6 protein-coding genes and 1 pseudogene are annotated in these 4091 nt (G+C 41.8%); 3 read left to right on the top strand and 4 right to left on the bottom strand.

All coding sequences use genetic code 11. The features are described from left to right. Positions 1 to 172 precede the first annotated feature (172 nt). From HWQ38_RS14975 to rplU, 4 genes are all read right to left on the bottom strand, one after another. On the bottom strand, positions 173 to 889 hold the full coding sequence (locus HWQ38_RS14975; RefSeq protein WP_292794775.1) for a molybdopterin-dependent oxidoreductase: 717 nt from the start codon (positions 887 to 889) through the stop codon (positions 173 to 175). A gap of 7 nt (positions 890 to 896) precedes the next feature. Continuing rightward, the gene (locus HWQ38_RS14970) at positions 897 to 1493 is read right to left on the bottom strand and encodes a cytochrome b/b6 domain-containing protein (protein ID WP_292794774.1); all 597 of its coding nucleotides are present in this window, start codon (positions 1491 to 1493) and stop codon (positions 897 to 899) included. Between the two features lie 496 nt (positions 1494 to 1989). After that, on the bottom strand, positions 1990 to 2286 hold the full coding sequence (gene rpmA, locus HWQ38_RS14965) for a 50S ribosomal protein L27 (protein WP_179068071.1): 297 nt from the start codon (positions 2284 to 2286) through the stop codon (positions 1990 to 1992). A gap of 30 nt (positions 2287 to 2316) precedes the next feature. Further along, a complete protein-coding gene (rplU, locus tag HWQ38_RS14960) occupies positions 2317 to 2724 on the bottom strand; it encodes a 50S ribosomal protein L21 (RefSeq protein WP_292794777.1) in 408 nt (135 codons plus the stop codon). Positions 2725 to 2860: 136 nt separating this feature from the next. On the opposite strand from rplU, the gene HWQ38_RS14955 reads away from it, so the two are divergent. From HWQ38_RS14955 to HWQ38_RS14945, 3 genes and pseudogenes are all read left to right on the top strand, one after another. Further along, the gene (locus HWQ38_RS14955) at positions 2861 to 3061 is read left to right on the top strand and encodes a hypothetical protein (RefSeq protein WP_292794773.1); all 201 of its coding nucleotides are present in this window, start codon (positions 2861 to 2863) and stop codon (positions 3059 to 3061) included. Positions 3062 to 3282: 221 nt separating this feature from the next. Then, positions 3283 to 3516, top strand: a complete 234-nt coding sequence (locus HWQ38_RS14950; protein ID WP_292794772.1) for a Nif11-like leader peptide family natural product precursor — start codon at positions 3283 to 3285, stop codon at positions 3514 to 3516. 211 nt (positions 3517 to 3727) lie between these two features. After that, positions 3728 to 4036: pseudogene (locus HWQ38_RS14945) on the top strand (nucleotidyltransferase domain-containing protein); the annotation flags it as partial. Positions 4037 to 4091 lie beyond the last annotated feature (55 nt).

Here is a 4091-nt window from a genome sequence, read left to right as displayed (position 1 = left end):
ATTGACGCTCGCACCCAGCAAATATGGGCTTTATCCTCTTAAGTTGACACCAATGAGCAATGCTGTGCCCCTACCGCGTGGTCTATTTACCTGAAAATAGCTGTAAAGTCAGGACTCTTTGAGGTTTTTGGTTTGGAAGCGGGGTGACAAGAATAAGTTGCATATAGCGTGACTATAGCCCTGCAAACCACTCATAGCCTTGATCCTCCCAATAGCCTTTAATCGGTAACAAATTGCTGACGAATGTAATTTGAGTTACCCACTTGCTTTGCTTGTAGCCCAGTTTAATTGGAGATGCTAGGCGGATGGGCGCACCATTATCAGCCGATAAAGGTTGTCCATTCTTTTGATAAGCCATCAGGGTTTGGGGATGTACAGCCGAGGCAATATCCCAGCTTTCATAGTAGCCATCAGCAGATTTGAAGTAGACATAGCGGACGTTTGACTTCGGCTGTACTAGCGCTACTAAGTCTCGTAATCGCACACCTCCCCATTGAACGATCGCAGCCCAGCCTTCTACACAGACATGACGAATCACCGTTGAAGTCAAGGGAAGTTTTTGAATATCTGCCATGCTCAATTGCATTGGCTTACTAACTTCACCATCAATCGTTAGGCGAAACTGCGCCGGATCAATTTGCGGGGTGAAGTCAAAGGTATTAATCAGCAATTTGTCTGCTTCTATGGCAGTAACAGGAAATTCCGGTATTAGTTTTTGACTTAGCAGGAGTGCTTGAAGACGTTCGTTTAGTGGCTCAGATATTTGCCGCACATTATCTGAGAACAAATTTGTCCCACAGCCACCTAAAAGAAAACCTACCCCTGAAAGTCCAGATACTTGCAGTAACCGACGACGGGATAGGGTGTGTTTGGGAAGAATCAGACTCATATTACCTCTACAGGAACATAGACTTAATTAGACGGATGCTTCCTACCTTCAGCGCAAGTAAGGAATGAGTAATTGTAAACAGTATGACAGTGGGAACAGTGATAAAGTGAACAGTGCGTAAAGTTTGCCAATTCCCAAACAGCCCGGAAAGCCAATGCAGTTGAGCAGGTTTGTACATCGACAGACCACTTAAGATTGCCAGCAGTAGCACTGGAATGATCGCAGTATAAACTACCCGATGCCATGCGTAATTCTTACGCTTGGGATTCTGGCTGACTTGCAATGCTTTTAAGTCACTGCGATCGGCAAATCGACGCTGCCAACGACGAGTTACAAAGATATAGATTCCATACCAAAGTAAGTTTAGCGAAAACAGCCACATAGCAGTAAAATGCCAGTTTCTGCCACCCGCTAGCCAACCTCCTAGCAACAGAAAATCGGGAAAATGCCAACCTGCACGCCCTCCAAATACCGGATTAGCATTATAGATTTGCAGTCCGCTACCGATCATCAAGATCAGACTGATGATATTAATCCAGTGAAAGGTTTTTGATAGAAAAGTCTGACTTGCTATTGAGCGGACTTTGCGTTTTGATGAAGTCATACCAATTTTGGATTTTGGATTTTAGATTTTTATATTGTTCCCTGTTAGACTTTCGGATTGGGTCTTCTAATCCAAAATCTCAAAGGTGAAGAGGATGCCTTCTTGGAGAAGACTGCATCAGATTGCTACTGCGTAGCTGGCCGCCGTAGGTATCGCACTGAAGCGTAGCTTGCCGCCGTAGGCATCGCATTTACGTTGCAATGAAATAACGCCTTTGCTTCTAACACAACTTTGAATAATAGTAGTAATAGCGATCGCAACTCTTGTTAACCGTTATTTTTGATACTCCTGATGTTTGAGTTATCCCGAACATCTTAAAATATTTATTTTAGTGAAATAACTTATGCGCTTTGATGCTTCTGATACTAACCTATGGGCGACAGAGGAACAAAACGGCTTTTAAGCAACTGTTGGGAATATTTCAGCAAATCTGATTATCAATGTCAGTGCTAACTAGCAATTAAGGTGAGTAAAACTGTTTACCCACCCTAACACTCTAACTTGCTACTGCCTCAGCAGGGGCTGCTTCAACAGCAGCTACAGGTAAGTAAACACTAACTTTTTTACGTGTCTTGCCCTTTCTTTCAAACGTTACAACACCGTCGATTAAGGCAAACAGAGTGTCATCGCTACCAATACCGACATTGTTACCAGGGTGAAATTTGGTACCGCGCTGACGCACGAGAATGTTTCCCGCACGTACAACTTGACCGCCATAACGCTTGACACCCAAACGTTGGGCATTAGAATCACGACCGTTGCGTGTACTACCTGTTCCTTTCTTATGAGCCATGATTTCCTCTTGTTTATCTACTTCTTTTTATTATTCAGCTGCGGTTTCAACTTCTTCGGCAGAAGTGTCATCTACAACGGGGACTTCTTCCTCCGTTGGTCCTTGGGCAGCAAACACTGCACCGTTAAGGGTGATAGTGTCAATCATAAGTCTGGTAATTTCCTGACGATGCCCCCGTTTTTTACGGGTTTTCTTTTTGGGCTTCATTTTGTATACCAGAACTTTACGACCTCTGTAATGTCGCATTACAGTCCCTTCTACAGTCGCACCTGTCACTAATGGCTGTCCAATAGTGACTTCGCCATCGTGCTGCACCAATAACACGGAGTCTATTGTAACTTTTTCATCTGGTTCGTTTGTAAGCAGTTCAATATCGTAAAACCGCCCTGGCTCTACTCGTATTTGTTTGCCGCCAGTTTCAATAATTGCGTAGGTCATGGAATTGTCCTTGAGATTGCCGTACAGGTAGCTAGTTTTTGTCTCGTGTAGAGACGCTTTTACCAGCTTTTGTAATATGTCTACCTGATCCGAGCAGGAATTAGACAGACAATCTAACATACTATTTTATTAATAGGTGTCAAGTCAAGCTGTAACCGGATTTTTAGATTTGGCATTGGCGTCTGGTCAGTCTGAAGATCGAAAATCAGCTAATTCACTACTTTGCGATCGCACATTTTCCAATAGCGGTAAAGAACTAGCCAACAGTCCTCATGGGCAATCATCCACCAGCACGAATGTAAATTGTATTTACAAGTCAGAAGAAATGCTTTTTTAACTAAAAATTGCTACTATCTTAGGGCTGAATTTTACAAAATAGTAATAGCACTATTAGCCTACAAGTTATATTTTCTTATCAAAATCAACACATTTTTCCTCTTTGTTTTAAGATCAAACTTATAGGTGCTTAATCTAGAAATTATTTACAGAAGTTAGTAAATCCCCAGGAGTTAATTTACCACGTTCAAACCTGATATTTCAAACAGGAGATGTATTGTCATGACACAGCAAAATGCTGCCCGACTTTTTCAAGCCGTAAAAGAAGATCAAGCATTACAGGAAAGACTCAAAGTAACAGCTGATCCAGAAGCCTTCATCAAGATTGCTCAAGAGCGTGGCTATGATTTCACCGTCAAAGAACTAGACGCTGAGATCAGCAAATTGTCTGAAGAAGATTTAGCCACCATTGTCAATCCAGGATGGGGAACTAGACGCCACATTAATCCTAGATAATTCCGGCTCTAGGAAACCGAAAGTATAGGAACAACTGAATTGACAAGTTTTGCTCCTAAAGGGGATATGATTGCATCATCTCCTTTCGGGGCATTCTTATTAAACGCAAAGCTCAGATCCCCGACTTCTTAGAGAAGTCGGGGATCTCGTTGTTCAATATCTGAAGAGAGTTAACTCATGAGTTAGGATGAGTATATTTTAATCAGGTGAGATGAAAAGAATAGAAGTTGAGCAAAGAACTATTTTAATTGGTTTGGCAGGTAGCCACGGCTATGGTTTAAATCGTCCTGATTCAGACTTTGATTATCGGGGAGTATTTATCGCACCCAAAAGGTACTACTTGGGATTTGATCGGATAGAACAAAAAGATGATGGTTGGGATGAACCAGGAATATTTCCATTCGTTGATGGCAATAAAGACACGGTTATATATGAATTAAGAAAAATCCTCCAGTTATTAGCGGGCGCGAATCCCAATGTTTTAGAATTGCTCTGGTTAAATAACTATCCTTTTTTAAGCTATTAGAGTTATTAGAAAATATTGGTATTTCCATGTCAGCAGGATATTTATCGAA

Source organism: Nostoc sp. NMS7, from assembly GCF_017115085.1.
Taxonomy (GTDB): Bacteria; Cyanobacteriota; Cyanobacteriia; order Cyanobacteriales; family Nostocaceae; genus Nostoc.
Note: the sequence above shows the minus strand (reverse complement) of the source record. Positions and strands in the feature narration are given on the sequence as shown.